Below are 25,753 nucleotides of genomic sequence, written 5' to 3' on the forward strand. Positions count from 1 at the left end.
GCATGCACATCCACGACGTCGAATTGACCTCGCGCCTGTGGCTGGGAACGGCCCGCTACCCGTCGCCAGCCGTTCTCATCGAGGCCATTCGGGCGGCGGAATGCGACATGGTGACCGTGTCGTTGCGACGCGAGTGCGGGCAGCAGCGCGCTGGCCAGGACTTCTGGTCCCTGATCAGGTCGTTGGGCGTGCGCGTGTTGCCCAACACGGCTGGCTGTCACTCGGTGAAAGAAGCGGTGACCACCGCGCACATGGCGCGCGAAGTCTTCGACACCCCGTGGATCAAGCTGGAGGTATTGGGGGAAGGCGAGCTGCTGCAGCCGGATGTGTTTGGCCTGGTGGAAGCCGCCAGGCTGCTGATTGCCGATGGGTTTCAGGTGTTTCCCTACACCACCACGGATCTCGGCGTTGCCGAGCGCCTGGTGGATGCCGGCTGCCGCATCCTGATGCCGTGGGGTGCGCCGATCGGCAGCGGGCGCGGCCTGAATGACGTCTTCGCCCTGCGTGCGCTGCGCGCGTATTTCCCCGAACTGACGCTGGTTGTGGATGCAGGCATCGGGCTTCCGTCACAGGCCGCCGCCGCCATGGAGTTGGGCTTTGACGCCGTGCTGCTGAACACCGCCGTGGCCTTGGCCGGTAATCCATCGCACATGGCCGGCGCATTTGCGCAGGCGGTGCGTGCCGGTCATGCCGCGCAGCTGGCTGGCTGCATGCCACCACGCGACCTTGCGGAACCTTCTACCCCGACGCTGGGCAAAGCATGGCTGGCATGACCCGTCTCGATCCGTTCTATCCGGTGGTCGGCAGCCTTGACTGGGTGCAGCGGTTGGTGCCGCTGGGCGTGAAGCTGATCCAGTTGCGGATCAAGCAGCAACCGCAAGATGCCGTTCGGCAGGCGGTGCGCGCGGCATTGGCCTGTTGCCGCGCGCATGGCGCGCAGCTGGTGGTCAACGATCATTGGCAGGCGGCCATCGAGCTTGGCGCCCCTTGGATCCACCTGGGGCAGGGCGACTTGGACCACGCCGATCTTGCCGCCATCAGGCGCGCAGGCGTTCGGCTGGGGGTCAGCACGCACGATGATGACGAATTGACGCGCGCGCTAGGCGTCGCGCCGGACTACGTTGCGCTGGGGCCGATCTATCCCACCACGTCGAAAGTGATGCCGTGGGCGCAGCAGGGGCTGGCGCGCATCGGCGAATGGAAGCGGCGCATCGGCGCGTTGCCGCTGGTGGCGATTGGCGGCATCAGCTGCGAGCGCGCGGCTGATTGCCTCGATGCAGGTGCCTGCGCCGTTGCGGCGATGAGCGACGTGACCGATCACCCCGCGCCGGCTGTGCGCGTTGCCCAATGGTTGCGCACGACCCGGCCGAGGCCATGACGTTCGCCGCGCTCAGCATCGCCGGTTCCGACTCCTCGGGGGGCGCCGGTATCCAGGCGGATCTTGCGGCCTTCAACGCGGCCGGCGTGCACGGCGCTACCGCAATCACCGCCGTCACCGCGCAAAATTACGCCGGCGTGCGTGCCGTGCAGCTCATGCCGCCTGCGTTGGTGCGGATGCAGATCGAAGCGGCGTTCGACGAGCGCGCCGTGCATGCGGTCAAACTGGGCATGCTGGGCAACGCTGGCATCGTGGAAACGGTGGCGGCCACGCTGCGCCAGCACCGGCCGCGCTGGCTGGTCATCGACCCGGTGATGATCGCCAGCTCAGGCGCGCGCCTGCTGGATGCGGATGCCATCGGCAGCGTGCGCCGGCGGTTGCTGCCGCTGGCCGACTGCCTGGTCCCGAACCTGGATGAGGCCGCTGTCTTGCTGGATATGCCGCGTGCCTGCAGCGAGACGGAGATGCTGGCGCAGGGCCGTGCGCTGCTCGCCTTGGGCGCGCGCGCAGTGCTGATGAAAGGGGGGCACGCGCCGTTGCCTGAAGCGGTGGATCTTCTGGTGACCACCGAGGGCAGCCGGCGCTACGCCGCGCCGTGGATCAAGGACATCGATACCCACGGCACCGGTTGCACGCTGTCGGCCGCCATCACCGCAGGGCTTGCCCGTGGCCTTGCCCTGGTCGAGGCGATTGACGCGGCGAAGCGCCATCTTGGCGTGTGGCTGGGCGGTCGGCTCAGCCGGGCATGAGCGCGGCGCGCGGCGGCAGCGACCAGTCGATGGGCGCCTGCCCGGTGCGGCGCAGTGAGTCGTTGGTGGCGGAAAAATGCCCGCAGCCCAGGAAGCCGCGATGGGCCGACAGCGGCGAGGGGTGCGGAGCTTTGAGGACGCGGTGTTTGCGCGTGTCGATCATCGCGCCTTTCTTCTGCGCATAGCTGCCCCACAGCAAGAACACGAGGTGCTCGCGCTCGCGATTGAGGACATCCACCACGTGATCGGTGAAGCCTTCCCAGCCCTTGCCCTGGTGCGATCCGGGTTGTCCGGCCTCGACCGTCAGGACGGAATTGAGCAGCAACACCCCGCGCTGCGCCCACGGCAGCAGGCAACCGTGGTCGGGGCGCTGGAAGCCGGTACTGGCTTCCAGTTCCTTGTAGATGTTCAGCAGCGAGGGCGGCACCGGCACGCCGGGCAGCACCGAGAAGCAGAGCCCGTGCGCTTGCCCCGGCCCGTGGTAGGGGTCTTGGCCGAGGATCACCACCTTCACCGCGTCGAACGGGGTCGCGTTGAACGAGGCGAGGATGTTGCCGCCGGCCGGGTAGATCGTCGCGCCCGCCGCCTTGCGCTGGCGCAGGAACGCGGACAACCCGCGCATGTCGTCGCGCGCGAACCAGTCGCCGACACGCGCCTTCCAGCTCGGCTCCAGCCGGACGTCGGGCAACGCGGGATCGTTCATCGCGTTCAGATCGCGCCGCGCTTCTTTTCAAGCAGCAGATAGCCGATGCCGGCCACCGCGCCGATGCCCAATGCTGCCAGCCAGGTCAGCGGACTGAGCCACTTCACCAGACCCGCGGCAATCAGCCCGAGGATCACGAACTGCGAATAGCGCCATGGGCTTTCGCGAAAGCTGCGCAGCGGAGGTTGAGTCATGCGGTCAGACCTTGTAGCCGGTATGGATGGCGACGATGCCGGCGGACAGGTTGCGATAGCTGCAGCGGGACAGGCCCGCTGCCTCCATCATCGCCTTCAGCCGCGCCTGTGGCGGGTGCTTGCGGATGCTCTCGGCCAGGTATCGGTAGCTGTCGGCATCGCCTGCGAGCAGCCTGCCCAGTCGCGGCAGCACCTTGAACGAATGGAAGTCGTAGATCGGCTTGAACCATTCGGCCTGCACTTCCGAAAACTCCAGCACCCGCGCCTGGCCACCGACTTTGAGGACGCGCAGGATCTCGCGCAGCGCCGCGTCCTTGTCGGTCACGTTGCGCAGGCCGAACGCCATGGTGACCAGATCGAAGCTGGCGTCGGGGAAGGGCAGCGTTTCGGCGTTGCACTGCACGTAGTCGAAGCCGCGCACCAGCCCGCGGTCGGTCATGCGGTCGCGGCCGACGCGCAGCATGTCGCCATTGATGTCGCCGAGGATCAGCTCGCCGGTTTCGCCCACGCGCTGTTTCAGCAGCGCGGCGATGTCGCCGGTGCCGCCGGCCAGGTCCAGCACCCGGTCGCCCCTGCGCACCTGCGAAGTGGCCACGAAGTAGCGCTTCCACAGGCGATGGATGCCGAGGCTCATCGCATCGTTCATCCGGTCGTAGCTGCCCGCCACCGAGGAAAACACCTCGGCGACCAGTTTCTGCTTCTCCGCGGCAGGGACATCGCGGAAACCGAAATGGGTGGTGGCTGGCTGTTCGTTGGGTGCGCTCATGTCAGGATTATCGCAGAGCGGGAAACTGATCCGGGTCAAGATGGCCCGGGCGCAGGACTTCGAGAATGAAAACATGAACGAAACCGACAGCCAGCCGCCCCATGCGCGCGTGTTCCTGCCGACGCTGATTTCCGACGATGCCGGGTTGGATCGCTATCTGGCAGGCTTCCAGAACAATGCCTACGGGCCGCGCAACCCGCCCGGCGGGGTGAGCCTGGAGGAATGGCTGGACAGCGGCGACGATGCCTGCGAAGCCTGTTTCGAGCGGGCGGTGCAGCTGGACGTCCCGCTGGTGCGATTGCAGGCGCTGGCGGTGGATTCCGAGCTGACCCGGCTGCTGTCGCCGCAGCAGGCGCGACTGCTGCGCGCGGTGCCGCTGCGCGCCCGCAACGGCTTGCTGGCGGTGGCGATGGAAGACCCCTCCAGCCATGCAGCGGTCGCCGCACTGGAGTTTGTCTCGCCCGATCGCGTGTTGCCGCTGATGGCCACGGCGCGCGGTATCCGGGATGCCATCGCCCGCAGTTACGACCAGGCCGAAGACCGCGAAACCGCGCAGCTTCTGGGTTTGGACCCGGTCGCGCAAATGGGCGAGGCCAGCGAGGCGGAGGCGCGCCGGCTGGCGCGCGAGCAACCGGTGGTCAGGATCGTGCATGAGTTGATCGCTGACGCGGTGGCACGGCGCGCGTCCGACATCCACCTGCGCCCCGGCGCGCATTCCACCGACGTGCTGTTCCGCATCGATGACGAGCTGGTCCCGGTGCGCAGCCTGTTGCGTGCGCTGCATGCCGCGGTGACCAGCCGGATCAAGGTGCTGGGCGAAATGAACCTGGCCGAGCACCGCAAGCCGCAGGATGGCCGCACCAGCTTCACCCTGGGCGATGGCAGCAAGGTGGACCTGCGCATCTCGGTGTTGCCGACGGTGCATGGGGAAAGCGTGGTGGTGCGCTTGCTGGACGCCCGCGAGGGCCTGTGGGATCTCGACGAGCTGGGGCTGAGCAACGCCGACCGGCAGCGGATCGACGACGTGATGAGCCGCAGCCACGGCATGTTCCTGGCGACCGGCCCCACCGGCTGCGGCAAATCCACCACGCTGTATGCGATGTTGCTGGAGCTGCGCAAGCAGCGCATCAACATCCTCACCATCGAAGATCCGGTGGAGTTCCACATCGCCGATATCCAGCAGATGCAAGTCAATCGTGCGGCCGGGTTCACCTTCGCCAGCGCGATGCGCAACTTCCTGCGCCACGACCCGGACGTGATCATGGTCGGCGAAATCCGCGACCGCGAGACCGCCGACATCGCGGTGGAAAGCGCGCTCACCGGGCACTTGCTGCTGAGCACGCTGCATACCAATACGGCGGCCACCACGGTCACCCGGCTGCTGGATCTCGGGGTCGAACCGTACCTGCTGCGCGCCAGTCTGCTGGCGGTGATTTCCCAGCGGCTGGTGCGGCTGACCTGCGCGCACTGCCGCGAAGAGGAGGCCATTGAACCGCACGTGCGTGGTGCGCTAGGCGTCGGCGCCGATGAGGTCTTCTATATCGGACGCGGCTGCCCGCAGTGCGAAGGACTGGGCGTGCACCGCCGGCAGGCGGTGTACGAATTGCTGGTGGTCGGGCCGCGCCTGCGCGAGCTGCTGGTGCCGGGTGCCGAAGCCGACACGATCCATCGGGTGGCGATCGAGGAAGGCATGGTGCCAATCACCCGGGCAGCCGTGGCGTTGGCGCGCAGCGGCGTGATTTCACTGGCCGAAGCATGGCGCGTGCGCGCGGACTAGCGCGTCCGCATGCCACACTGCGCGCATGCAGATCGAGCCCGTTTCCTTCCGCGGCATGCCCTGCCTGCGCATCGTCGCCGACGGCGCCCGCGCACTGGTCGCGCTGCACGGCGCGCAGCTGCTGTCGTGGCGGCCCGCCGACGGCCGCGAACGCCTGTTCCTGTCGGAGCGCGCCGTCTTCGACGGCCGCACCGCCATCCGCGGCGGCATTCCGGTGATCTTCCCGCAGTTCGGCGAGCGCGGCGCGCTGCAAAAGCACGGCTTCGCCCGCAACCGCGAATGGCGGTTGGAGGGCGAAGAACGCGGTGAGGCGGTGTTCGCGCTGGTCGGCGACGGCAGCGATGCCGACTGGCCGCATCCCTTCCACGCCCGCCTGCGCATCGGCCTGGCCAGCGAACGACTGCGGGTGGCGCTGGAGATCGGCAACACCGGCACCGTGCCCTTCGCCTTCACCGCCGCCCTGCACAGCTACCTGCGCGTGGACGACCTCTCGCAGTCCACCATCGAAGGCCTGCAAGGCTGCGACTACGAGGACAGCGCGGCTGGCGGCACCCTGCATCGCCAGCATGATTACGAAGTCGCCTTCGCGGGTGAGACCGACCGCATCTACAACGACGTGGTCGCACCGCTGGCGCTGCTGGATGGCGCGCACCGGCTCGACATCGAACAGGACGGCTTCGGCGACGTGGTGGTATGGAACCCGGGCGAACAGCTGTGCGCGCGCATCGGCGACCTGGCGCCGGACGACTGGAAACGCTTCGCCTGCGTCGAAGCCGGGCAGGTGTTGCAGGCGGTGGTGCTGGGGCCGGGTGAGCGCTGGCGCGGCGCGCAGTTGCTGGGATAACGGTCAGCGCTGTTCGGGCGGCAAGTACAGGTATTTCTGGAAGCCGACGAAGGTCTGCCTGATCTGTTCCGGTGTGCCAAGGTCGGCTGCCGCATCCGCAATGGCGTTGTACTTCAGGCGCAGCAGGGGCGTGAGCTTGCCGAGGTCGAGCTCGTCCACACCTTCGTGGACATAGTGCTCCAGCACGAACTCGACGAAGTCGAGATGGCGGTTGCTCTTGTAGCTGTCGCTGACACCGGACTTCGCCAGCACGGCGCGTTCGCTGCGCGGGATCGGCGCGCGGGTATAGGCCACATAGGCCAGCACGTCGAAGAGATCGCTGTCCTCGGCCTCGATGGCCTTCTGCATTTCTGCCAGCGCCTCGCGACCAAACCCCTTGTCGGCCAGTCCGTCCAGCAGCGCCCGGCGCGTGACCGGGTCACTCCAGATCTCGCGCAACTGGTCTTCGTCCTTGAAGAACTCGGGCAGCGCCCCGAACAGGCCTTCCAGAAACTGCGCAGCAGAGATGGGCTTGCCGTCCGCGCTCCAGAACGTGGTCGCCACCATGCTCTGGAGCTGGCGCAGCTTGCCGTCGGCCAGCTTGACCTTGATTCGCTTCACGCAGATGCAGGGCCGCTGGCCACATTGCTCGCATGGCGGCCTCTCGCAAACACAGGGCGATTGGCCGCATTTCCCACAAGGTGGCTTCGGACACACGCACGGGTTTTGGCCGCAGGTCTTGCACACATGCGGCGGGTTGCGCGGATCCGGTTCCACCGGTTCGCCATCCCATTCCGGGTCACTGAAGTGCAGGTAGGCCCTCACGAAGTCGTGGAGGGTGAAGTAGTCCTTGCCCTCGTACAGGCGGGTGCCGCGGCCGACGATCTGCTTGAACTCGATCATCGAGTTGACCGGGCGCATCAGCACGATGTTGCGCACGTTGCGCGCGTCCACGCCGGTGGAGAGCTTCTGCGACGTGGTCAGGACGGTCGGGATGGTCTTCTCGTTGTCCTGGAAGTCGCGCAGGTATTCCTCGCCCTTCGCCCCATCGTTCGCGGTGACGCGCACGCAGTACAACGGATCCGGATTGGCCTTGTTCTGGTTGATCAGGTCGCGCACCAGCGCGGCATGGTCCTGGGTGGCGCAGAACACCAGCGTCTTTTCCCTGGGATCGACCTGCTTCATCCATTCCTGCACGCGGAACGCTTCGCGCTCGGGGATGACGATGATCCGGTTGAAGTCCGACTCGGTATAGCGCTTGCCGGGCAGCACCTCGCCCTCCACCACGGCGTCGTCCGGCGTGTAGGTGTAGTCGTCCAGCGTGGTGGCCCACTGCTTGACCCGGAACGGGGTCAGGAAGCCATCGTTGATGCCTTCCTTCAGCGAATAGGAATAGACCGGCTCGCCGAAATAGGCGTAGGTGTCGGCATTGCTCCGCCGCAGTGGCGTGGCGGTCAGGCCCAGCTGCACGGCCGGCGAGAAGTACTCCAGGATCGCCCGCCAGCTGCTCTCGTCCTTCGCGCCGCCGCGGTGGCATTCGTCGATGACGATGAAGTCGAAGAAGTCGGGCGGGTAGTCGCCGAAGTACGGCGTTTCGCCGGGCCCGCTCATGAAGGTCTGGAAGATGGTGAAGAACACGCTGCCGTTTTTCGGCACCCGGCCCTTCTTGCGGATTTCATCGGGGGCGATGCGCACCCGCGCGTCGTCATCGAAGGCGGAAAACGCGTTGTAGGCCTGATCCGCCAGGATGTTGCGGTCCGCCAGGAACAGGATGCGCGGCCGTCGCGTCGGCTCGCCCTCGCCCTTCCAGTCGGTGAGGTTCCATTTGCTCTGGAACAGCTTCCACGCCAACTGGAAGGCGATGAAGGTCTTGCCGGTGCCGGTGGCCAGGGTCAGCAGGATGCGGTCGCGGCCCTCGCTGATGGCGTCCAGCACGCGCTGGATGGCGATGTCCTGGTAATAGCGGCCCTGCCAGGTGCCGCCCTTGTCCTCGAAAGGAACCGCGGCGAAGCGGTCGCGCCAGGCGTTGGCATGGGCGAAGGTGCGCGCCCACAACGCATCGGGGCCGGGGAAGGTGGGCACATCGCCTTCGCTGCCCGTGGCCATGTCGATGCCGTAGATCGCCTGCCCGTTGGCGGCGTAGGTGAAGCGCACCGCCAGTTTGGCGGCGTAGGCCTTCGCCTGCATCACGCCCTCGGCGCAGGGCACGGCCCACGCCTTGGCCTCCACCACCGCCAGCCGGGTGTTGCGGTGGATCAGCACGTAATCGGCGATCTCGGGCTTGGCCCGCTGGCCTTGGCCCTGCAGGCGCCCTTCGGTGATGCGGAACTCGCGGCGGACCTGGCTGCCTTCCACCACGCCCCAGCCCGCGGCCTTCAGGGCCGGGTCGATATGTTCGGCGCGGGTCTCGGCTTCGTTCATACCCGGACTTTGGCCATCAGCGGCTCGAAACGATAGATCGCCGGGCGCCGCCCGGACGCCTCGCGCACGGTTTGCAGCAGGCCCGCTTGCAGCAGGACTCGGCTGAAACGCGCTGCCGTCTGCACCGGGATCCCCGCCTCGCGGGTGAAGCGATTGTTGCTGAACACCGGGTTTGCGAACAGGTAGTCGAGTGCCGCGATGGAAAACCGCGACGCCAGCAACTCGGAAAAGCGGACTTTCATTTCTTCATAGAAGTCGCGTATCTCCTGCGCCACCTCCAGGTTGCGGATCGCCTGCTGCTCCACCGCCGACAGGAAGAACAGGCACCAGCCGTCCCAGTCGTCGTTCGCCGAGACCGCGCGCAACCGGTCGAGGTATTCCTCCTTGTAGTCCTCGAAATAACGGCTGATATAGAAGTGAGGCGCGGCGATGGCACCGCCCTGCCACAGCATCAGGGTGATCAACATGCGGCCGACACGTCCGTTGCCGTCCTCGAACGGATGCAGTGCCTCGAATTCGGCATGCGCCAGGGCGGTGCGCAGCAAGACAGGAATGGTCGGGTCGCCGATCATGGCGAACAGGGCTTCCATCCCGGCATCCAGATGCTCCGGCGCGACCGGCACGAAGCTCACGCGCCGGCTGCCGCGCTCGCCGATGTAGTTCTGCTCGCGCTTGTAGGCACCCGGCGATTTTTTTGCGCCACGCCCGAACGACAGCAACTGGCGATGCAAGCTCCGAACCAGCGACTCGGACAAAGGCTGCCCCTGCTCCAGCCGGGCTTGCGCTGCACCCAGCGCACGCCGGTAAAGCACGGTTTCGATGGCGTCCGACCGATACTCCAGCGCCGCCCCGGCATCGTCCTCGCCGTATTCGGCCTCCACCTGCAGGATTTCGTCCAGGGTGCTGATGGTGCCTTCCATGCGCGAGGACACCACGGCTTCCTGCCCGCGCAGCGGGGCCAGGAACAGTTCGCTGTTGTGCAGGCTGCGCAGCATCTGGTCATAGCGGGCCAGCGCGGCGGTCGCGCCCAACAGGCCGGGCATCAGCCGCTGGTAGTCCAGTCCCGTGGGCGGGAACTTGCCCAAGTGGTACTGAACGGCCTGGCTGGTGTCGACGATCATTGCTGTAAGCCACTCAGGCTGCCGGTGGATTTTTGTCATTAATGATGCAGCAAATCTCTAATGTCAAGAGTGCTAGACGTTCATGGACTAGCGCTATGGCCGGTTGTCTTCAAGATAGGGGGATTGACGAATGACAAGCCGGGCAGGTGTTCATCGCTCAAGGTGAACCGACGTTGCGGATAACAATCCGGGCGTCATCAACGACAACCGTGGCGGGCCGTTCACAGTTGGCCGGAAAACGCCCGGTGCAGCAGGGACTGCTTGAGCTTGTCGAGGGCGGCGATTTTGCGGGTGTAGAGGGATTGGAGCTGTGAGACTTCGGCACTCACTTCCTCAATGCGCATCACGACACGCATCTGCTCAACGCCCGTGGGAATCGGAACTGGCAACGCCGACAGGATTTGCTGATTGAGGCTCTTGATGTTCGTGCCGGTACCCGATTCGGTCAGCTTGCGCCGCGTCGCCGGCGTCTTGAGGAATTGGCACAGGTATTTCGGATTCATGCCTGCGTCAGTGAGGCGAAAACGAATCGTGAAGCCGGAGTGCGAAATTTCTTCATCGGCGCCACTCATCAACAGGCAACGTCCTATCAGCCCAGGATTGCCGTTGGAACGCACGAAAAGAATGTCGTTCGCGCGCAGCGCGTCAAGCGGATTGAGTTCACCATCCAACTGAACCGCTTCAAGCGACTCCAGTGGCACCGAGAAATTGTCCTTGAAGTCCTTGACGCCGACGATACGAACGCGCCGTCCCTTGCTTCGCTGAGTGTAGTTCACGCCGTTACGGAACGCACCCAGTTCGCCAAGTTGTGAAACGGTGTCGCACAAAAACAAATCACGCATATAGCCATCAAACACCTCCCGCGCATTGCGCATGCTCTTCTCGGCATTGGCCTTGGCGGTGGCGATGCCCGCAAACGCTTCGTCGAGGAGGGCGACGATGCGGCGTTGTTCCACGATCGACGGATAGGAAATCTGCAATTCCAGAAATGCAGGAATATCCAGATTTCTTTGAGCGGCACCACGGCCGAGGGCGTAGATTTCGCCTCTTTTGTAAAGGATTTGCCAATCCAGAAAGGCTTGACTCAATGACTCGAGTTTTGACGAAACCGTCAACCCGCTATCATTAAGGAAAAACTTACCGGCAACAAAACGCACGCACTCTTCGGACATCGCAAATCGCGAGACAATTAACTGATCCTCGCGATTGGATTTGTCTACTTTGAAAGTTTCACCGCCGCCGCCGTAAACCGGATAGATCGTCCCCCCATCGCGTCTCTGCACGACACGGGTTCCGTAATCGACTTGGCAGACTTCACCAAGCTGTCTCACCTGCCACGTCATACCAGCGCCCTAATCTTCGCCAGCACCAGCGCACTCTCCGCATCCAGCGCGGCAATCTCGTCAAGGATCTCGCGCGGGCTGCGCTGCGCTGCCACTTCGCCGCCGTTCGGATTCTTCACCGACAGGTCGAACGTGGCCTGATCGACGGACGCCGCGTCCACCGTCCAGCTCTTCACCGAATCCGCAAACGTCTTCTGCAGCGCCACGAACTCGGCCAGGTCCGCATCGTTGAGCGGATTGGTCTTGCCCAGGCTGCGGCCCGGGTCGAGCTGGTAGAACCACGTCTTGCGCGTCGGCGCGCCCTTCTCGAAGAACAGCACCACCGTCTTCACGCCCGCGCCCTGGAAGGTGCCAGACGGGCAGTCCAGCACGGTGTGCAGGTTGCATTCGGCCAGCAGCTTGTGGCGCAGGCTGGTGCTGGCGTTGTCGGTATTGGACAGGAAGGTGTTCTTGATGACGATGGCCGCGCGCCCGCCGGGCTTGAGCATCTTGATGAAGTGCTGCAGGAACAGGAACGCGGTTTCCCCGGTCTTGATGTGGAAGTTCTGCTGGACCTCCTTGCGCTCCTTGCCGCCGAACGGCGGGTTGGCCAGCACGATGTTTTTCTGGTCCTTCGGCTGGATGTCGTTGAGGTGTTGGCCCAACGTGTTGGCATGGACGATATTCGGCGCTTCGATCCCGTGCAGGATCATGTTCATCACGCCGATCACGTAGGCCAGGCCCTTCTTCTCCTGCCCGTAGAAGGTCTTTTCCTGCAGCGTTTTCACGTCGCTGGTGGACAGCTTGTCCTGCCCGCGCAGGTGATCGTAGGCCTCGCACAGGAAGCCGGCGCTGCCGCAGGCGCCGTCGTAGAGGGTTTCGCCGATCTTCGGGTCCAGCACGCGGATCATGGCGCGGATCAGCGGGCGCGGCGTGTAGTACTCGCCGCCGTTGCGCCCGGCATTGCCCATGTTGCGGATCTTCACCTCGTACAGGTGGCTCAGCTCGTGCTTCTCGGCGCTGCTGCCGAAACGCAGTTCGTCCACCCGCTCGATCACGTCGCGCAGGTTGTAGCCGCTGCGGATCTTGTTGGTCAGCTCGCCGAAGATCTCGCCGATCTTGTACTCCAGCGTCTGCGGGCTGCTGGCCTTGATCTTGAAGCCCTGCAGGTAGGGGAACAGCTCGTCATCGACGAAGTCCACCAGGTCCGGCCCGGTCATGGCCTTGTGGTGGTCCAGCCGGCCGTCCTTGTCCTTCGGCGCGGCCCAGCTTTCCCAGCGGTACTTCTTCTCCAGCAGCCACTGGTACTTGCGGTCTTCCAGCTCGGCCTGCATCGCCCGCTCGCGCTCCAGCGCGTCCAGGTACTTCAGGAACAACAGCCACGAGGACTGTTCGGTGTAGTCCAGTTCGCTGGTGCAGCCGGCATCCTTGTGCAGGATGTCGTCGATATTCTTGAAGGCCTGCTCGAACACGCGGTGGCTCCGTTCTTGGAGACGGGACTGTAACGGGCGGGGTGGCTGCGGCCAAGCAATCGGCGCAGGCGGGAACAAAAACGCCCCGCATCGCTGCGGGGCGTTTCGTTTGCTTCGACGACGCGCCTCAGCGCTTCATCGAGCCGAAGAACTCGTCGTTGGACTTGGTGTTCTTCATCTTGTCGAGCAGGAACTCCATCGCGGCGATCTCGTCCATCGGGTGCAGCAGCTTGCGCAGGATCCAGATTTTCTGCAGCAGGTCGGGGTCGATCAGCAGGTCCTCGCGGCGGGTACCGGAGGCGTTGACGCCAATCGCCGGGTACACGCGCTTTTCGGTGATGCGGCGGTCCAGGTGCACTTCGCTGTTGCCGGTGCCCTTGAACTCCTCGTAGATCACCTTGTCCATCGCGCTGCCGGTATCCACCAGCGCGGTGGCGATGATGGTCAGGCTGCCGCCTTCTTCCACGTTGCGTGCGGCACCAAAAAAACGTTTGGGCCGATGCAGTGCGTTGGCATCCACACCACCGGTCAGCACTTTGCCGGAGCTGGGCAGCACGTTGTTGTAGGCGCGTGCCAGACGGGTGATCGAGTCGAGCAGGATCACCACGTCCTTCTTGTGCTCGACCAGGCGCTTGGCGCGCTCGATCACCATCTCGGCGACCTGCACGTGGCGCGCGGCCGGCTCGTCGAAGGTGGAGCTGATGACCTCGCCGCGCACGGTGCGCTGCATCTCGGTCACTTCTTCCGGGCGCTCGTCGATCAGCAGCACGATCAGGTGCACGTCGGGATGGTTGTAGGTAATCGCGCTGGCGATCTGCTGCATCATCATCGTCTTGCCGGCCTTCGGCGGGCTGACGATCAGGGCGCGCTGGCCCTTGCCCTGCGGGGCCATCAAATCCAGGATGCGGCCGGTGATGTCCTCGCTGGAACCGTCGCCACGCTCCAGCTTGAAGCGTTTGCGCGGGAACAACGGGGTGAGGTTTTCGAACAGGGTCTTGTTTTTGGACGCTTCCAGCGGCTCGCCGTTGATGGTGTCGACGATGTTCAGCGCGAAGTAGCGCTCGCCGTCCTTGGGCCAGCGGATGCGGCCGGAGACGTGGTCGCCGGTGCGCAGGTTGAAGCGGCGGATCTGCGACGGGCTGATGTAGGTGTCGTCCGGGCCGGCCAGGTACGAAGCCTCGGCCGCGCGCAGGAAGCCGAAGCCGTCCGGCAGGATTTCCAGCACGCCGTCGGCCTGCACGCCTTCGCCGTGGCGGGTCAGCACCTTCAGGATCGCGAAGATGATGTCCTGCTTGCGCGCGCGGGCCACGCCCTCGCTGATCTGCAGCTGGTCGGCGATTTCCAGCAGCTTGTGCGCGGGCGAGCGCTTGAGATCGCCCAGCGAATAGATGGGGAAGCCTTCCGGCACCTGCGGATGCGGGCGCGGGACGAAGTTCTCGCCGTTGCTGTTGTCGTCCGACATGCCGCCTTCGCGGAAGCGGTCGCGCTGGCGATCCCTGCGATTCTTGAAGCGATCGCGGCGATTGTTGCGATGGCCTCCGTCGCGCTGCGGGTCGCCATCATGGCCGTCCTGCGTCGATTGCTGGGTGCCGCCCTGGCTGCTGTCGCCGGTGGATGGACCGCCATCGGGCGTGGCCGCCGGCGTCTGTGCGCTGTGCGCAACCGGCGGGGGAGGCGGCGCCTGGGCCGCTTGAACTGCTGCGGGTGGCGCGGGGGGCAGCGCGATTTCGGACTGCTCGGGCGCGCGTGGCTTGACCACGCGGGGTTTGCGAACGCGCTTCTCGGCGACTTCGCCGGCGTCGTTGGTGGGGTCTGACAAGGGAAAACCTCGCTTGCGTTGCGAGCGTCCGCAGGCTGCGGACGGGATCGTCTGGGAGTGGATCAGAAGGGGTGCGGCGCGCCGGAAAGGCGGTGGATCAGCGCCGGTGTACGCAAAACGCTAGCACTCTTGCGGCATCCGGCGCAAGTGGAAGGCCGTTTGCGTGCGTTTCGTGCGCTGGCTGTGCGGGCGTGTCGAGCCTGCGCGTGCGCATGGCCCGTTCCCTGTTCGGAGCGGGCCGGCGGCAGCGGTGGCGGATCAGAGCGCCTTGTCGATCATCTGCGCCAGTTGGGCCTTGCCGACCGCGCCGATCTGGGTGGCCTGCACCTGGCCGCCCTTGAACAGCAGCAGCATCGGGATACTGCGCACGTGGTACTTCAGCGCGGTCTGCTGGTTCTGGTCCACGTCCACCTTCACGATCCTGGCCTTGCCGGCATAGTCGCCCGCCAGCTGGTCCAGCGCCGGGGCGATCATCTTGCATGGGCCGCACCACGGGGCCCAGAAGTCCACCAGCACCGGCTGTTCGGAGGTCAGGACCTGGCTGTCGAAATCGGCATCGGTGGCGTGCAGGACGGTATCGCTCATGGGGGCTCCAGATGGCTGTGGCGCGGGGACTGCGCCTGAATGGTAAACTCGGGGGATGCGCCGGTTGTTTCTGGGCGCCTGTGCCGGGAACGACAAGCCCCGGATTCCTCCCGGCAGTCTGCGCGGCTGCCCCCCATTCATACAAGCAGCGCAGTGCACGCGACGTCAAGACAGCGCGCGCCTGCCACTCCTGAGGCAGCCTCCGTGTCCGACAAACCCCTGACCGACATCACCTTTTCCACCTTCGACCTGTATCCGTCCCTGCTGACCGGGTTGGAGGCAGCGGGCTTCACCCGCTGCACCCCCATCCAGGCCATGACCCTGCCCGTGGCGCTGGCCGGCGGCGACGTGGCGGGCCAGGCGCAGACCGGCACCGGCAAGACGCTGGCCTTCCTGGTCACCGTCATCAATCGCCTGCTGACCCGCCCGGCACTGGCCGAACGCAAGCCGGAAGATCCGCGCGCGCTGATCCTGGCGCCCACCCGCGAGTTGGCCATCCAGATCCACAAGGATGCGGTGAAATTCGCCTCCGACCTCGGCCTGAAGTTCGCGCTGGTCTACGGCGGCGTGGACTACGACAAGCAGCGCGAGCTGCTGCAGGCCGGCGCCGACGTGATCATCGCCACGCCGGGCCGGCTGATCGACTACGTCAAGCAGCACAAGGTGGTCAGCCTGCACGCCTGCGAAGTCTGCGTGCTGGACGAAGCCGACCGCATGTTCGACCTCGGCTTCATCAAGGACATCCGCTTCCTGCTGCGGCGCATGCCCGAGCGCGGCACCCGGCAGACCCTGCTGTTCTCCGCCACCTTGAGCCACCGCGTGCTGGAGCTGGCCTACGAGCACATGAACGAGCCGCAGAAGCTCGTCGTGGAAACCGAGCACATCACCGCCGCGCGGGTGCGCCAGAAGCTGTACTACCCGGCCGACGAAGAAAAGCTGCCGCTGTTGCTGGGCCTGCTGTCGCGCAGCGAAGGCGCGCGCACGATGGTGTTCGTCAACACCAAGGCGTTCGTGGAGCGGGTGGCGCGTTCGCTGGAGCGCGCCGGCTACCGCGTCGGCGTGCTGTCCGGCGACGTGCCGCAGAAAAAGCGCGAGTCGCTGCTGAAGAAGTTCCAGGCCGGGCAACTGGAGATCCTGGTGGCCACCGACGTGGCCGCGCGCGGCCTGCACATCGATGGCGTGCAGTACGTCTACAACTACGACCTGCCGTTCGATGCCGAGGACTACGTGCACCGCATCGGCCGCACCGCGCGCCTCGGCGCCGAGGGCGACGCGATCAGCTTCGCCTGCGAGCGCTACGCGATGTCGCTGCCCGACATCGAGGCCTACATCGAGCAGAAGATCCCGTCCGAGCCGGTCACCCAGGAGCTGATGACCGCGCTGCCGCGCAAGCCGCGCGAAGGCGTGGAGGTCAATGCCGAGGAAGGCGAGAGCATCGGCGAGATCTTCAAGGAAGTGCGCGAGGCGCGCGCGGCCGAGGACGCCAAGCGCGGCGGTGGCCGCGGCCGCAGTGGTCGCCCGGGTGAGCGCAGCGAGCGCGCTGGCGCCGGCGGCGAGCGGCGCGGCCCGCGGCCGCCGCGCAAGCCGCGCGTGGCCGCCGATGCAGCGGCACCTACGCCCGCACCTGTGGCGGAGCAGCCCCCGCAGGCAGTGGCCGTGGCCGCGCCTGACGCGGAGCGTCCCGCGCGCAAGCGTCGTCGGCGTCGCGGCGGGCGCCCGCTGGAAGGGACGGATGCGGCGTCGCAAGTGGCTGCAAAGACGCCTGCGGAGTCCCGCTTCGTGGCGCCACGCTCAGCGCAGCCAAAGGCCGATGCCGATGGCGACAAGCCGTCGTTGTTCAGCCGCATTGGTCGCGGGCTGAAGTCGCTGGTCACCCGATCCCCCAGCAAGCAGCACTGAGGCGCCCGATCTGCGCCCTGCGCTGGCCGGCAAGGCGGGCTCGGGCGATACTGCGTACCCATTCGCCATTCGAGCGTCCGTCAACGCAATGCCGGTCCTGCGCTTCGACAACGTCAGCAAACTTTATTCCGGCGGGCAGCAGGCGCTGTCGGATGTGAGCTTTGCGGTGGAAGCGGGTGAGATGTTGTTCGTGACCGGGCGTTCCGGCGCGGGCAAAAGCACGCTGCTGAAGCTGATTCACCTGGCCGAACGGGCCAGCCGCGGCGCGGTGCTGTTCGAGGAGCGCAATCTTGCGCGCGTCCGTGGCGGCGGCATCGCGGCACACCGGCGCAAGATCGGCGTGGTGTACCAGAACCACCAGCTGCTGATGGATCGCAGCGTGTCCGACAACGTGGCGCTGCCGCTGGTGCTGCGCGGGATGAAGCGCGTCGAGATCGGCAAGCGCGTGCGCTCGATCCTCGACCGGCTTGGCCTTGCCGCGCGCGCGCGCGCATTGCCCTCGCAACTGTCCGCCGGCGAACAGCAGCGCGTGGGCATCGCCCGTGCGGTGATCGCCGAGCCGGTGTTGCTGGTGGCCGACGAGCCCAGCGGCAATCTCGATCCGGCATTGTCGGCGGAGATCATGGCGCTGCTGGCCGCGCTGTCCGAGCGCGGCACCGGCGTGCTGGTGGCCAGCCATGACCTGGGCCTGGTCAAACGCATGCGCAAGCGTGTTCTGGTATTGGATCAGGGGCGGTTGGTGGATGACATCGCGCCGGAGGACCTGATCGATGAGTGAACGCGCCGCGAATCTTCATTCCAGCCGGGTTGGCGCATGGCTGGGTCACCACGGCTTCAGCATCGTGGCCAGCCTGGGCCGCCTGGCACGGCGGCCCTGGGCCACGCTGCTCACGATCGGCGTGATGGCGATGGCCCTGGCGCTGCCGCTTGGATTGTGGGTGGTCTTGCACAACGTGCAGCGACTGGGGGGCGACGTGCAGGCCTCGCGCGAGGTCGCGCTGTTCCTTCGCGTGGATGTCGATGTGGCGCGCGCGCAAGCCGTGGCCGACACCCTGCGCGCCCGCCGCGACGTGGCCAGGGTGGCGCTGGTGACGCCGGAGCAGGCGCTGGCGCAGATGCGCAACCGGGATGACCTGGCGGCGGCGATCGACGCGCTGGGCGCGGATGCGGCACGTGCGGCGCTGCCGCCGGTATTGCGGGTGACGCCGCGCGATGATGAGCGCGCGCTGGTGGCTGCGGTGCAGGCGCTGCCGGAGACGGATCGCGTACAGTACGATGCGCTTTGGCGCGAACGCCTGCAGGCGTGGCTGGGATTTGGGACACGCGTGGTGCAGGTGTTGGCGGTGCTGCTTGGGCTGGGCGCGGTGCTGGTGGTCGGCAATACGGTGCGGCTGGATATCCAGTCGCGGCGCGAGGAGATCGGCGTGCTGCAACTGCTGGGTGCCAGCGATGGATTCATTCGCCGTCCCTTCCTGTATCTGGGAGCCTGGTACGGCTTGGCGTCCGCTGCGGTGGCGTTGGGAATCCTGACCGTGGCGTGGATTGCGCTGCAGCCTGCGTTGACGGAGTTGGCCGCGCGTTATGGCAGCGATTTCGCACTTCGTGGCGTGTCGCCGCCGCTGGCTGCCGGCGTGTTGCTGGCTGCGTCCGCGTTGGGTTGGGCGGGCGCGGGCCTGGTGACCGGGCATTACCTGCGGCAAAGCCGCCCGGCGGGGGGCTGACCATGGCTGACAAGCACGATCTGCGCCATGTGGTCAGCGACGCTCCAAGGGTGATGGTGGTCGATGGCAGCAAGCTGGTGCGCAAACTGGTCGGCGATACGCTGCTGAAAGAACTGCCGGGTACCGAGGTGATCGGCTGCGCCAGCATCGAAGAGGCGCGCAGGGCGCTGCAGGAAGGCACGGTGGATCTGGTCACCACGGCGCTGGTGTTGCCGGATGGTGACGGGTTGTCGTTGGCGCGCAGCGTGCGCGAGGCGGCGGGACAAACCTACGTGCCGGTGATCGTGATTTCAGGGAATGCGCAGGAGGCGCTGGAAGCGCGCGCCTTCAACGAGGACATCACCGATTATTTCGACAAATCGCTGGGTCACGGCGCGCTGGCCACCTTCATTCGCGGCTATGTGCATCCGGCGCGGATCGAGGGCGCGCGGGTGCTGTACGTGGAAGACAGCAAAGTGGTGGCGGTCGCCACCAAGCGCATGCTGGAACGCCACGGCATGCAGGTGTTGCACGTGATCGGAGCCGAAGATGCGCTGGAACACCTGCATCGTTTCATCGGCCGCACCGATGGCGATGTGGGCGCCGACCTGGTGCTCAGCGACGTCTACCTGAAGGGCGCGCTGAGTGGCCGTGACCTGCTCAACCAGATCCGCGCGGTATTCCGCTACGGCAAGCGTCGCCTGCCGATGGTGATGATGACCGGCGACGACAATCGCGACAACCAGGCCGCGCTGCTGCGCGAAGGCGCCAACGACCTGGTGTTGAAGCCGATCGAAGAGCGCCTGCTGGTGACCAAGGTGCTGTTCCAGCTGCGGTTGGCCAAGCTCGTTTGACCCGCCGCCGGCACTCCCCTGCGCGTCAGGGCTGCCAGCCGTAACTCAGTTTGACGAACACGCTGCGGGTATTGCCGAACAGTTGCGGATTGTCGTCGTCCATGAACGCGCCATAGGCCGCGCCGGCATACAGCGCGGTGCGCGGGTTGAGCTTGTACGAATACACCAGCTGTGCCGCCCAGTCGCGCGCGCGCTGCTCCACGGCATCCACGTACAGCGACTGGTTGCGCAGCACGTCGCTGCCCTGCAAGGTGACGCGCAGGCGCTGGCGCGGATCGATCTGCCAACTGCCGGTGGCGTTGGCCACGCTGGCGCGAAACGCGGTGCCGCCGTCGCGGCGCATCTGCTGGCGGGTGACGTCCCATTCCAGCGCCATCCCGCGGCCGATATTGAGGTTGCCGAACAGCTCCAGCACGGTGCGCTGGCCGGTGCGCGCGGCGGCCAGGTCGATCATCGTGCCGACGCTGGCGTAGGCGCCCAGCTGCAGGCTGCCATTCGGGCGAACGCTGCCGTTGATGTCAACGTAATGCTCGTCGAACAGCGTGCCCTGCCAGAAGCGCTTGCGGGTCAGGCCATGCAGTCCGAAGCTGCTTTGCATGGGGCCTTGTCCGTTCAGGGTCGCCTCCAGTTCGCGTTCCAGCAATTGGCCGTCGTAGCGGTGGGTGATGTCGAAGTCGGCGGACAGGTTGATGCGGTTGATCGCCTGTCCGTCGCGGAACCAGCTGCGGCTGCCGCCAACCAGCGACTTTCCGTAACCGACCTGGCCGATGAAACCAAGGTCGGCGCGGAAGCCCGGATCGATATCCATATGCCAGGCATTGAAGCCCCAGTTGCGGTTGCCGAAGGAATACGCCACGCGCCATGCATCGCCTGATGGGGTGGCATCGCCGCCGAGTTCGTCGCGGTAGTCATCGACGATGCTGGTCGGATAGCGGGAGCTGCTGTGCAGCAGTTGCGCGGTGGCGGTGTGCGCGCCCTGCTGCCAGCGCGCATCGACGCCGGCGACATCATTGGCGTAGTCGTCGCCGTGCCGGAACGTACCGATCACGCCGATGCTGGTGTGCTGGTCGAGGTCGTAGCGGTAGCGCCCCACGGCGACGTTCGCCTTCTGGTCGAGCTGCTCGAAGCCCGAACCCAGCACGCCGGGCACCAGCACCAGGGTGGTGGCGTCGCGCGCCACGATGGCCCCGTAAGCACCGCTGTTGGTGCGGCCGGTGACGCGCAGGCCGAAGTCGGGGTCGGCGATCTGGCGGGTATGGAGCACGTCGAACTGGGTGGTGAAGTAGTCCGCGCCTTCCAGGAAAAACGGCCGCTTCTCCTGATAGAACAAGGCAAAACCGTCGTTGAAGTTGAGCTGCAGCTGGTCGGTTTCCACCTGCGAGAAATCCGGGTTCAGCGTCGCGTTGAGGGTCATGCTGGGCGACGGGGCCCAGCTCACGTCAAGGCCCGGCGCGATGCGGGTGTCGCTGCCGCCCCACGCGGTTCCGGCGGCGCTGCGCGATTGACCGCCGCCCACGGTCAGGGTTGGCACGATGTCCAGGTTGCGGCCCTGCTGCACGCCCGCCATGCCATCGAATGTCCCCCACTCGCACTGGAAGCAGTTGGATTCGCGCGGCATGCGATTGCTGGACAGTTGGTGGCGCTTGTCGCGCGGGTAGTTGCGGAACAGCGAGATGCCCCAACGCTGTTGACCGTCGCTTTTCGGAAAACGCAGGGTGGCGAACGGGATGCGCATTTCAACGTCGTAGCCCTCCGCGGTCAATTGTCCCGCGCTGCTCCACAGGCCGTCCCAGCTCGGGTCTTCCTGGTTGTTTGCGTTGGTCTCGTCGCGGATCAGGTCGGCCTGCACGCCCAGCGGATTGACAATCAGCTCGTAGCCGCGGCGATGGTCGTTGAAGGTGTCCAGGAACAATCCGACCCAGTCATCGTTGAAGGCCGTGTCGCGGTCGCGCAGGTGGACGCGGATGGCGGATGGGTCGGGGTCCATGGCGTGGTAGGCCACGTACAGGGCATCGTTGTCGTAGCCGATGCGCACGATGGTTTTCACCGGTGCCGGGGTGTTGTCGCCGGGCTGGATGTCGTAGGCGATTTCCTGCACCAGCGCGCCGGCCCACGCGGCGTCGTCGAGCTTGCCATCGATCACGATGGGGCCGCGCAGACGCGGAATGCTGCCGCCCGGCACGTAGGCTCCAGCCTCAGGCGCGGGCGCCGGATTGCCGGCGTTGGCGAAGGGGGCGCAAAGCAGAAGGGCGGCGGCCAGGGCATGCGGTTTCAAGCGCGATCTCCGTGCGGAAGGTGGTTGGCGAGTGGGATGCGCCGAGTGACGCCACGGTTGCCATGACCAATGGCAGGGACGGGTGGACGCTTGGTTCGGTGGCGCACGATGCCGATGCCGCCGGCACGCAAAAAGTGCCTGAGGTCGCACCAACCAATGGCAGGGTGGCGGGCGCAGCAGCCGCGGCGTGCGTGCGGGTTACACTCACGCCTTTCCGTTGCAGGGCTCGCTCACATGCGCCAGTTGATCCTCAGTGTGTCCATTGCCGCCGCGCTTGGCGTCGTCGCCACCGGTTGCCAGAGCAAACAGAATCAGGAGCCGCCGGTGGCTGCGTCATCGGCGCCCACCACGGTTGCGCAGAGCGTCGTGGACGAGCATTCCTATGCACAGCCGGACAAGGTGCGCACCACCGACCTGGCGCTGGATCTGGCGGTCGATTTCGACAAGAAGACCATCGGCGGAACCGCCACCTATTCGCTGGACTGGATCGACAAGGGCGCCACCCAGCTGGTGCTGGATACCCGCGACCTGCACGTTGAAAAGGCCGAGGGCCTGGGCGCGGATGGCCAGTGGAGCCCGCTGAAATTCGCGCTGTCGGACAAGGACAAGGTGCTGGGCAGCGCGCTGACCATCGAGACGCCGCAGCGCCCGGCCAAGGTGCGCGTGACCTATGCGACCTCGCCTGCTGCCTCCGGCCTGCAGTGGCTGGAACCATCGATGACCGAAGGCAAGCGGCAGCCCTTCATGTTCAGCCAGTCGCAGCAGATCCACGCGCGTTCCTGGGTGCCGCTGCAGGACACGCCGCAGATCCGCTTCACCTACAGCGCGCACGTCACCGCGCCGAAGGATGCGATGGTGCTGATGAGCGCGGACAACGACCCGAAGGCCGCGCGTGACGGCGACTACAGTTTCAAGATGCCGCAGAAGATCCCGTCCTACCTGCTCGCCATCGCCGCCGGCGACCTGGTGTTCAAGCCGATCAGCGAGCGCAGCGGCGTGTGGGCCGAGCCGGCGATGGTGGACAAGGCGGCGCACGAGTTCGAAGACACCGAAAAGATGATCGATACCGCCGAGTCGCTGTATGGCCCGTATCGCTGGGGCCGTTACGACCTGCTGGTGCTGCCGCCGTCGTTCCCCTATGGCGGCATGGAAAACCCGCGCCTGACCTTCGCCACGCCCACCGTGATCGTGGGCGACAAGTCGCTGGTGTCGCTGGTGGCCCACGAGCTGGCGCACAGTTGGTCCGGCAACCTGGTGACGTTTGCCACCGACAAGGATTCGTGGCTCAACGAAGGCACCACCACCTACGTGCAGGGCCGCATCACCGAGGCGCTGTACGGCAAGGACATGGCCGACATGGAAGAGGTGATCGATCGCGATGAGCTCAAGCAGGAGTTCAAGTCGCTGGATCCCAAGCTGCAGCGGCTGTCGCTCAAGCCGGGCACGCTGGCCGATCCGGACGACCAGTCCAGCGCCACCGTCTACACCAAGGGCGCGTGGTTCCTGCAGTTCCTCGAGAAGCGCTTCGGTCGCGAGGTGTTCGATCCGTGGCTGAAGGGGTACTTCGACCACTTCGCGTTCCAGAGCATCACCACCCGGCAGTTCCGCGACTATCTGAAGGCCAACCTGATCGACAAGCACCCGAACGTGGTGACGATGCAGGAAGTCGACCAGTGGCTGTACGAGCCGGGCATCCCGGGCAACGCGCCGCAGGTGGAATCGGGCAAGTTCGCCACGGTGAATGCCGCGCGCATCGCCTGGCAGGGCAGCGCCCTGTTGCCGAACAAGAGCATCACCGACGCCTGGGGGACGCAGGAGTGGGTGCATTTCCTGGAAAGCATGCCCGACACGCTCAAGCCCGAACAGCTGACCCAGCTGGACGAGGCCTTTCATTTCACCGGCACGCCGAATGGCGAGATCGCGATGCGCTGGTATCCGCTGGCCGAGCGCAGCGGCTATGCGGCCGCGCGCGAGGAAATGGGCAAGTTCCTGGAGCGGGTTGGCCGGCGCAAGCTGATCATGCCGACGTACAAGGCGCTGGTGGCGACACAGGACGGGCTGGCGTTTGCCGAGCAGGTATTTGCCAAGGCCAGGCCGAGCTACCACCCGATCACCACCGGTTCGGTCGAAGCCACCATCGCCAGCGGCAAGGCCAAGCCGGCGCAGTAACCGGCGTGGGCGCGCGGGCACGAGGGCGGGCGATGGCGATGCGCATTGCCTTGTTGCTGCTGCTGGTCGCGGTGCTGGCCACCGCGCTGGCCGTGTGGCGCGATCCTTTCCTGCTGGTGCGCGGCGAGTTCGCGCGGCAGCGATGGTCGGCGGGGTTGTCGCGTGCCACGGTGGAAGCGGCGGGCCATCGCTGGGTCTATGCATATCGCGAGGCCGACGTCGCCGATGCGCCCACCGTGGTGATGTTGCATGGCTTCACCGGCAGCAAGGAAAACTGGTATCCGCTGGCGCAGGCACTGGGCGGTCGCTACCGGCTGTTGATCCCGGACCTGCCGGGCTGGGGCGAGAGCCAGCGCAGGCCGGGCGTGGCCTATGGTTTCCCCGAACAGGCGACCAACGTGGAGGCGTTCATCCGCGCATTGTCGCCGGACAGGCCCGTCGTGCTGCTGGGGCATTCGATGGGTGGCGGCATCGCCGCGCTGACCGCCGCGCGCTATCCGGACGATGTGCTGAAGGTGGGCTTGTTCGATGCCGCCGGGGTGCGCTTCAAGGAAAACCGGTTCGGCCTGGCGGTGCTGGCTGGCAACAATCCGTTCGCCGTCGACGATGCCGCGTCGCTGCAACATTACGTGGACACCGTCTTTTTCGATGCGAAGGCGAAGCCGTGGATTCCGTGGCCGGCATCTGCCGCGCTGATCAGGAAGCGCCGTGCCGATGCCGGCTTCGAGCAGGCTGTGCTGGAACGGATCGGCCGCAGTGCGGACAGCCTGCTGCCGGGCGAAGAAGCTGTTCGCATCCGGCAACCGGCGCTGCTGCTGTGGTGCCGGCAGGATGCGGTGATCGATGCCAGCGCGCTTGACCTGTATGCCTCGCGCATTCCGCAGGCGCGCAAGGTGCTGCTGGACGGCTGCGGCCACATGTCGCTGGTGGAGCGCCCGCGCGCGGTGGCCGAAGCCGTGGTGAAATGGATCCAGAGCCCGTGACCCCGATCAGGACATGCCGATGAAATTGCTGCCGCTTGCCGCTGCCCTGTGCGTGCTATTGACCGCCTGCCACCAGCAGGATCCCGAGGCTGCGGCGCAGGCCGCCGCCGCGCAGACGGCGGCGAAGGAGCAGGCTGCAGAGGCGATGGAAAAGCAGTTCGAAGACGCGGTGGTGAGCCGCAACTGGCGGTTGGCCAAGGGCTATGGCGACGTCCTGCAGATCGACTATCCCACCAGTGCGGCGGCGGCCCGGGTGAAGGAAAAGCTGGACGACGTGCGCGCCAGCGCCGAGCAGGAGGCGCAGCAGCAGCGGCTGGCAGCCCTGTGGGCCTACGGCGACGAGCCGGTCGGCAAGAGCGGCCACCAGTTGTCGGCGGCGATTTATTCGCAGGAACCGGTGGATACCGACGGCAGTGGCGCGCGCCCGGTCCGGCTGATTTTCCGCGACCATCCGGCGTGGGGCCGCAGCGCCTACCTGGTCCTGCAGGCCGGTGACTTCGACTGTTATTCGGGCTGCAAGCTCAAGGTTGTGGTCGACGGCAAGGCGCACGTGCTGCCGGGCTCGCGGCCGAAAACCGACGAAGCCATCGCCATGTTCATCGACGACTGGAAGGGCCTGTGGAAGTTGGCCAAGACAGGCAGGCAGCTCTCCATCGAGTTCCCCACCAAGTCCGCCGGCAAACGCACTGCGCAGTTCGAAGTGGGCGGGCTGGAGGCGTACAAGCTGCCGGCCTGGAACTGAC

22 protein-coding genes are annotated in these 25,753 nt (G+C 66.1%); 12 read left to right on the forward strand and 10 right to left on the reverse strand.

Annotated features, from left to right (window positions below):
* The first annotated feature begins 2 nt into the window (after window positions 1-2).
* The 3 genes from LIW09_RS00780 to thiD are packed head-to-tail and all read left to right on the forward strand — an operon-like array spanning window position 3 to window position 2,127.
* Complete coding sequence (locus tag LIW09_RS00780; RefSeq protein WP_256646096.1) at window positions 3-773, forward strand: thiazole synthase; 771 nt, start codon at window positions 3-5, stop codon at window positions 771-773.
* On the forward strand, window positions 770-1,378 hold the full coding sequence (locus LIW09_RS00785; protein WP_256646097.1) for a thiamine phosphate synthase: 609 nt from the start codon (window positions 770-772) through the stop codon (window positions 1,376-1,378). Before LIW09_RS00780 ends, LIW09_RS00785 begins: the two co-directional genes overlap by 4 nt.
* A complete protein-coding gene (gene thiD / locus LIW09_RS00790; protein ID WP_256646098.1) occupies window positions 1,348-2,127 on the forward strand; it encodes a bifunctional hydroxymethylpyrimidine kinase/phosphomethylpyrimidine kinase in 780 nt (259 codons plus the stop codon). The genes LIW09_RS00785 and thiD overlap by 31 nt, the downstream gene beginning before the upstream one ends.
* Here thiD and ung read toward each other — a convergent pair.
* From ung to ubiE, 3 genes are read right to left on the reverse strand one after another with little or no spacing between them, the layout of a single operon-like run.
* The gene (gene ung, locus LIW09_RS00795) at window positions 2,114-2,830 is read right to left on the reverse strand and encodes a uracil-DNA glycosylase (RefSeq protein WP_256646099.1); all 717 of its coding nucleotides are present in this window, start codon (window positions 2,828-2,830) and stop codon (window positions 2,114-2,116) included. The two genes, thiD and ung, sit on opposite strands and share 14 nt — an antisense overlap.
* 5 nt (window positions 2,831-2,835) lie before the next feature.
* Window positions 2,836-3,024, reverse strand: a complete 189-nt coding sequence (locus LIW09_RS00800) for a hypothetical protein (protein ID WP_256646100.1) — start codon at window positions 3,022-3,024, stop codon at window positions 2,836-2,838.
* Between the two features lie 4 nt (window positions 3,025-3,028).
* Entirely contained in the window at window positions 3,029-3,790 is a 762-nt protein-coding gene (ubiE, locus tag LIW09_RS00805) for a bifunctional demethylmenaquinone methyltransferase/2-methoxy-6-polyprenyl-1,4-benzoquinol methylase UbiE (protein ID WP_256646101.1), read from the reverse strand.
* A gap of 73 nt (window positions 3,791-3,863) precedes the next feature.
* Between ubiE and LIW09_RS00810 the strand changes: the two genes are divergently transcribed.
* Window positions 3,864-5,567 carry a GspE/PulE family protein gene (locus LIW09_RS00810; RefSeq protein WP_256646102.1) on the forward strand — a complete coding sequence of 568 codons (1,704 nt, stop codon included), beginning with the start codon at window positions 3,864-3,866 and terminating at the stop codon, window positions 5,565-5,567.
* Window positions 5,568-5,592: 25 nt separating this feature from the next.
* Complete coding sequence (locus tag LIW09_RS00815; RefSeq protein ID WP_256646103.1) at window positions 5,593-6,411, forward strand: D-hexose-6-phosphate mutarotase; 819 nt, start codon at window positions 5,593-5,595, stop codon at window positions 6,409-6,411.
* Between the two features lie 3 nt (window positions 6,412-6,414).
* Here the strand turns inward: LIW09_RS00815 and hsdR are convergent, their stop codons facing one another.
* The 6 genes from hsdR to trxA all read right to left on the reverse strand — a co-directional run bounded on the left by hsdR (window position 6,415) and on the right by trxA (window position 15,130).
* Window positions 6,415-8,811 carry an EcoAI/FtnUII family type I restriction enzme subunit R gene (hsdR, locus tag LIW09_RS00820; protein ID WP_256646104.1) on the reverse strand — a complete coding sequence of 799 codons (2,397 nt, stop codon included), beginning with the start codon at window positions 8,809-8,811 and terminating at the stop codon, window positions 6,415-6,417.
* Window positions 8,808-9,932 (reverse strand): Fic family protein, encoded by a 1,125-nt coding sequence (locus tag LIW09_RS00825; RefSeq protein ID WP_256646105.1) that lies wholly within the window; start codon window positions 9,930-9,932, stop codon window positions 8,808-8,810. The genes hsdR and LIW09_RS00825 overlap by 4 nt, the downstream gene beginning before the upstream one ends.
* Window positions 9,933-10,153: 221 nt before the next feature.
* Complete coding sequence (locus LIW09_RS00830; protein WP_256646106.1) at window positions 10,154-11,275, reverse strand: restriction endonuclease subunit S; 1,122 nt, start codon at window positions 11,273-11,275, stop codon at window positions 10,154-10,156.
* Window positions 11,272-12,726 carry a class I SAM-dependent DNA methyltransferase gene (locus tag LIW09_RS00835; RefSeq protein ID WP_256646107.1) on the reverse strand — a complete coding sequence of 485 codons (1,455 nt, stop codon included), beginning with the start codon at window positions 12,724-12,726 and terminating at the stop codon, window positions 11,272-11,274. The genes LIW09_RS00830 and LIW09_RS00835 overlap by 4 nt, the downstream gene beginning before the upstream one ends.
* Window positions 12,727-12,853: 127 nt before the next feature.
* A complete protein-coding gene (gene rho, locus LIW09_RS00840; protein WP_256646108.1) occupies window positions 12,854-14,545 on the reverse strand; it encodes a transcription termination factor Rho in 1,692 nt (563 codons plus the stop codon).
* Between the two features lie 258 nt (window positions 14,546-14,803).
* Window positions 14,804-15,130 carry a thioredoxin gene (gene trxA / locus LIW09_RS00845; protein WP_256646109.1) on the reverse strand — a complete coding sequence of 109 codons (327 nt, stop codon included), beginning with the start codon at window positions 15,128-15,130 and terminating at the stop codon, window positions 14,804-14,806.
* Window positions 15,131-15,334: 204 nt separating this feature from the next.
* Here trxA and rhlB point away from each other — a divergent pair, with 204 nt between their 5' ends.
* From rhlB to LIW09_RS00865, 4 genes are all read left to right on the forward strand, one after another.
* Window positions 15,335-17,029: an ATP-dependent RNA helicase RhlB gene (rhlB, locus tag LIW09_RS00850; protein ID WP_256646110.1), complete on the forward strand. Its 1,695-nt coding sequence runs from the start codon at window positions 15,335-15,337 to the stop codon at window positions 17,027-17,029.
* 88 nt (window positions 17,030-17,117) lie between these two features.
* The gene (locus LIW09_RS00855; protein ID WP_256646111.1) at window positions 17,118-17,807 is read left to right on the forward strand and encodes a cell division ATP-binding protein FtsE; all 690 of its coding nucleotides are present in this window, start codon (window positions 17,118-17,120) and stop codon (window positions 17,805-17,807) included.
* Entirely contained in the window at window positions 17,800-18,750 is a 951-nt protein-coding gene (gene ftsX, locus LIW09_RS00860) for a permease-like cell division protein FtsX (protein WP_256646112.1), read from the forward strand. Before LIW09_RS00855 ends, ftsX begins: the two co-directional genes overlap by 8 nt.
* Window positions 18,751-18,752: 2 nt before the next feature.
* Window positions 18,753-19,583, forward strand: a complete 831-nt coding sequence (locus LIW09_RS00865) for a response regulator (RefSeq protein WP_256646113.1) — start codon at window positions 18,753-18,755, stop codon at window positions 19,581-19,583.
* Window positions 19,584-19,608: 25 nt separating this feature from the next.
* On the opposite strand, the gene LIW09_RS00870 is transcribed toward LIW09_RS00865, so the two are convergent.
* Window positions 19,609-21,858, reverse strand: a complete 2,250-nt coding sequence (locus tag LIW09_RS00870; RefSeq protein WP_256646114.1) for a carbohydrate binding family 9 domain-containing protein — start codon at window positions 21,856-21,858, stop codon at window positions 19,609-19,611.
* Window positions 21,859-22,092: 234 nt separating this feature from the next.
* Between LIW09_RS00870 and LIW09_RS00875 the strand changes: the two genes are divergently transcribed.
* From LIW09_RS00875 to LIW09_RS00885, 3 genes are read left to right on the forward strand one after another with little or no spacing between them, the layout of a single operon-like run.
* Window positions 22,093-24,027 (forward strand): M1 family metallopeptidase, encoded by a 1,935-nt coding sequence (locus LIW09_RS00875; protein WP_256646115.1) that lies wholly within the window; start codon window positions 22,093-22,095, stop codon window positions 24,025-24,027.
* A gap of 32 nt (window positions 24,028-24,059) precedes the next feature.
* The gene (locus LIW09_RS00880; protein WP_256646116.1) at window positions 24,060-25,010 is read left to right on the forward strand and encodes an alpha/beta fold hydrolase; all 951 of its coding nucleotides are present in this window, start codon (window positions 24,060-24,062) and stop codon (window positions 25,008-25,010) included.
* A 19-nt stretch (window positions 25,011-25,029) separates the two neighbouring features.
* Entirely contained in the window at window positions 25,030-25,752 is a 723-nt protein-coding gene (locus LIW09_RS00885; protein ID WP_338064841.1) for a hypothetical protein, read from the forward strand.
* Window position 25,753: the final 1 nt, after the last annotated feature.

Source organism: Thermomonas paludicola (genome assembly GCF_024498955.1).
In the GTDB taxonomy this organism is placed as follows: domain Bacteria; phylum Pseudomonadota; class Gammaproteobacteria; order Xanthomonadales; family Xanthomonadaceae; genus Thermomonas; species Thermomonas paludicola.